We start from the raw sequence: 4,614 nt of genomic DNA on the forward strand, positions 1-4,614 counted from the left end.
TTGATTTATCATATTTATGCCTTCTGCTTGCTCTCTTATAGATTCACTCATCTCGTTTATACTTTGAGCTAAGACATTTGCATTGGCTTCTATCTCTCCTAAGCTCTTTTGAGTCCTCTCAGCTAGTTTTCTAACTTCATCGGCAACTACTGCAAAGCCTCTACCATGTTCTCCCGCTCTGGCTGCTTCTATGGCAGCATTTAGTGCTAGAAGGTTTGTTTGATCTGCTATGTCTCTAATTATCACTATGATGTTTTTGATCTCTTCAGATTGTCTTGTGACATCTTGAGCTTTTTGGCTTATGGCGTTCATTGAGCTAGACATCTGCTCTACTGCAGCTGCACTTTCTTGGAGTGAATTCGCTTGTATGTTCGCTCCATCTGTCAGCTCTTTCATAGACTGGGCCAATACGTTTGCCTTTTCTTCAAGAGATTGGGCTTCTTCTAAATTTCCTTTTAGCATCTCGCATACTACTTCACCCATAGACTTGACGCCCATTATCATATCTTTGATATCGCTTTCTATACCCTCTTTGAGCTCTACTTTAGCAGTGAAGTCATTTTTGGTATATGAGCTTAGGACGCTTACTATGCTCTTTAGGTTTTCAGATATGGAGGCAAAGAATGTGTTTAGTAGGTTTTTTAGCTCCATCAATGCAGGGTTGTTTGGATCAGATGAAATTTTAGCTCCTAAATTTCCTCTTATCATCATATTTGCTACATTGTTTAGCTCATCTATCATGGTGCTGTCTTTTTTGATGCCAGCTATCACTTTATCTATATTTTGATTGATGCTGTCGCTCATTTGGGCAAATTCATCATTAGTATTTATCTCTAGTTTCTCAGGAGCTTTTGCTTCATGAGTGATGAAGGCGAATACTTCGTTTAGCTTTTCTTGTATGGTCTTTATAGGGCTTAGTGATTTTTTGAGTAAGAAATAGACAAATACCGAAAGGGCGATGATGAAGATAACGGCAAGGGCGAGTTGAGCTTTTAGGAGGGGGAGAGTATTGCTAGAAAAGGTATCCGTTCCCATTGCCGCTACGACCAACCAGCCCTCATCATTTATCGGCAAAGTTTTAGCCATTACGTTCTTACCTTCAGGATTTACGTAAGAAATCAAGCCATTTTCATCAAAATCACCATCTTTAAGTTTTGTTGAAACCGTTTTACTAAAGTCAACAACTTTGCCTATTATTTCAGGGTTACTATGTATCAAAACCACACCATTTTTATGCATGATATAAACATAGCTATATTTAGTTTTACCCATATCAAGAATTTTCTTACTAAGATCCTCTATCTTTAGATCGATAGCCGATACTCCCGCGAATTTACCGTCTTTATAAACCGGTGCGGCAAAGCTCATGACTAGCTTTTTATTGACCGCCTCTATGTAAGGCTCACTGTATATGGCGCCGCCCTTTTCTTTAGCAGCGATATACCAAGAGCGCTTTCTAGGATCGAAGTTATCGACATCAGGCTTTAAACTTGTGCCGTCTGATTGGAAAAAATAGCCGTCACTATCTCTACCAAAATAAAGATCTCCTACCAAATAACTGGTTTGTCCCTTTTGAAATTTGATCTCGGCCAAAAGGCTTTGCTCGTCGTTAGGAGTATTCTCTATCTTTTTTGCAAACCTCTTTGATGCATCGGTATACTCCTCAAAAAAGGTATCCGTGACCGCCTTAACATCTTTTAAAATTTGATCTTGATTTTGGACAACAAGATCAACGACTTTACTCTCAGCCGTGTAGTAACTAGCAGCCGATATGGCTGCAAACGCGATAAACAACGCAATCAATAGCATGAGTGCTATTTTATTGGTTATGGATCTCATCGACATATCCTTTTTTATGAAATTATTTTGATATCTTACAACTTTGTAGCTAAAAATAAACGTAAAATAAACATAAATTTAAATATTTTTCAAAATTTTTTAGATATCCTTGTAACCTTTTATATCAAGTCCAAATCCACTGATGCCTATAAATTCTTTATTTTTATTTGAAGTTATCAGCTCGATCTCTTTTACGCCAAAATGTTTTAAAATCTGCGCACCGATGCCATAGTCTTTCGTAGAATTTGAAGTCATCTTTTCGCTATCTAAAAATATGAGTACGCCGTTATTTTTGTTTAAAAATTCTATATTTTTGAGTAGATCGGAAAATTTAGGAGAGCTTAAAAGCTCGTAGTCTTTTACTGATTTTTGAAATTTTACATTAGCCGTTTGTGAAATTTCACCAAATACAAAAGCTGCATGCTCTTTGCCTTTATGATCGGTGATATCGTATCTGAATGCGTCGTATCCGGCGATTTTCACAGGCATCTTCTCGCCGACTTTTATCAGGCTCTCGTGGCTCAAACGATACTCGACGAGGTCTGAAACGGCTATCATATTGAGGTCATATCTTTTACAAAATTCCTCCAAATAATCGCGTCTAGCCATCGTCCCGTCATCTTTTACGATCTCACAAATCGCCGCCATAGGAGTGATGCCTGCAAGCCTACAAAGATCGACCGAGCCTTCGGTGTGTCCGGTCCTAACTAGCACGCCGCCTTTTTTGGCGATAAGGGGGAATATGTGCCCGGGCCTTACGAAATCATCGGGACGAGAATCAACATCTGCCGCAAGCCTCATCGTCATATCCCGCTCGTATGCGCTGACCCCTGTAACAGCCTCTTTGGCATCGATAGTAACGGTAAATGCGGTCTCATGGCTGGATGTATTTTTTGCCACCATGAGCGGAAGATCAAGCCTCTTCGCGTTGGCTTCATCCATCGCTAGGCACAGCACTCCTTTTGCGTGCGTGATAGCGAAATTTACCTTTTGAGTGTCGCTCATGCTCGCTGCAAATATCAAATCACCCTCGTTCTCGCGGTCTTCATCATCGACCATGACGATCATTTTGCCGTTTTTTATATCTTCGATCGCTTGTATAACTTTACCAAAAGACATGAATTTCCTTTAAATTTTTGTGTATTCGGGTAATTATATTGATATTTTAATAATTTATAAATTAAATTTTGTAATTTTAACTATAATTTTAATAGTGTTTTGTGGGATTTAAACTAGTCAAATTTATAGATTTTTATTTTAATAAAGTGTAATATTTTAAGATAGCTCTGTTTTAAAAAATGTTGATTTCTAAAATTTTAAATGCTATAGTGTAGTCAAATCTTATTAGCGAGCTTATCACCGCCGATTTATAGGGAAGTAGTGGCTGACCGCCGTCTGCCCGCAGTTACGAGCGAAGCATTGCGTCTTGAAAAGCCGCAAGACGAAGTCGAAGCAGAAAAAATCGTGCTATATGTTCGGTACTTTGCGAAGTAAATATGGTTTTTGCTTCACTTCGTTTGCAACTGCAAGGCAGAAGCGAAGCGAGTATCAATGATTTATTATAGCAGAGCCAAAATTTTATATCATTTTAAATATACTTTTTATCTCTGCAACGTTTTACTTAAGGAAGGGAATGGATAACCCCCCCCCCTATTTCACTACTCTTTTATATCTATTCTATACTACCCTATCATCTTCTCTTTCATCTTTTTAGTCTTGCTCTTCGTATCTTCTTTCATGTCTTTACTTTTATCTTCTGCTTTGCTTTTTATTTTTTCTTTGGTCTCTTTTACTTTATCTTTTTGTTTTTTAGCTTTTTCTTTTATGCTCGTATCTCCTGAGGTAGAAATATCCGATTTTAAATTTTCATATGTCTTGTCGCCTATGCCATTTACTTTCTTTAGATCTTCTATGGAGTTAAATTTGTTTGCCTTTCTATATTCTATTATGGCATCTGCCTTAGAGCTTCCTATACCATCCAAGCTCATGAGCTCCTCTTTAGTAGCAGTGTTTAAATTTACAGCTGCCAATGCTAATGAAGCAGTAGCTATCAATGACAATAATACCTTATTCATGTTTGTTCCTTTGATTTGAATTGAGGAGTGATTTTAGCATAGCAATCATAAATTTACATATAGAAGGTAGAACGAATTTATATTTTATGAGTATTTTTATATTATATGGATCAAATTTTTATAGTTTTATCATTTGAGTCAAGTTATTAAAGATTATTATTTATGAAAGAAAGTTTAGTATAAATAACAAAGCCCGCAGCGACCTACTTTTCCGACATCCCAGTAAGGGAGAGTATCATCAGCCATGACGAGCTTAGCTTCTTGGTTCGAGATGGAGCAAGGCGTTTCCTCGTCTGTATAGCCACGGGCAGTGTTAAATAAATAAATTAGCGGCTTGTCTTTTTTTGCTATACTTCGTTAAAATTTTACTCAGCTGCGGTCATTACCAACACGGTAACTCCCTTGCCTCGTAAAATTTCGCCTCGTCTAACAAAAAAATACTTCACCTTGTCATGTTAAGGCTCAACCTAAATTTAAGTTTTCGCAATTTATTTATTTAACACTACTTTTATTGTTAAAAGTCAAAGCGATGTTTCAATGATAAAAACAAGGTCTTGTTTGGGATATAAATTTAGATTAGAAATCTTATCAATTCTAATGCTAAATGATTTTACGAGTAGTTTTATGCTAGACGAGGCGTTTATTGAGTAAATAAGGGAGCTACCTTATCGGTAGTGACCGCGATTTACGAAATAAACAA

2 protein-coding genes, 1 rRNA gene and 2 pseudogenes are annotated in these 4,614 nt (G+C 37.1%); all 5 read right to left on the reverse strand.

Features of this window, described 5'->3' with window-relative positions:
• Positions 1–243 (reverse strand): annotated as a pseudogene (locus HMPREF1139_RS12045) (methyl-accepting chemotaxis protein); the annotation flags it as partial.
• Between the two features lie 807 nt (positions 244–1,050).
• Positions 1,051–1,845: pseudogene (locus HMPREF1139_RS12050) on the reverse strand (cache domain-containing protein); the annotation flags it as partial.
• Between the two features lie 93 nt (positions 1,846–1,938).
• Positions 1,939–2,958 carry a bifunctional 3,4-dihydroxy-2-butanone 4-phosphate synthase/GTP cyclohydrolase II gene (locus HMPREF1139_RS00040; RefSeq protein ID WP_009649270.1) on the reverse strand — a complete coding sequence of 340 codons (1,020 nt, stop codon included), beginning with the start codon at positions 2,956–2,958 and terminating at the stop codon, positions 1,939–1,941.
• A gap of 563 nt (positions 2,959–3,521) precedes the next feature.
• The gene (locus tag HMPREF1139_RS12055) at positions 3,522–3,914 is read right to left on the reverse strand and encodes a ComEA family DNA-binding protein (RefSeq protein ID WP_156795001.1); all 393 of its coding nucleotides are present in this window, start codon (positions 3,912–3,914) and stop codon (positions 3,522–3,524) included.
• Positions 3,915–4,104: 190 nt separating this feature from the next.
• Positions 4,105–4,223, reverse strand: a 5S ribosomal RNA gene (gene rrf / locus HMPREF1139_RS00050).
• Positions 4,224–4,614 lie beyond the last annotated feature (391 nt).

The organism is Campylobacter sp. FOBRC14 (assembly GCF_000287855.1).
Lineage (GTDB): Bacteria > Campylobacterota > Campylobacteria > Campylobacterales > Campylobacteraceae > Campylobacter_A > Campylobacter_A curvus.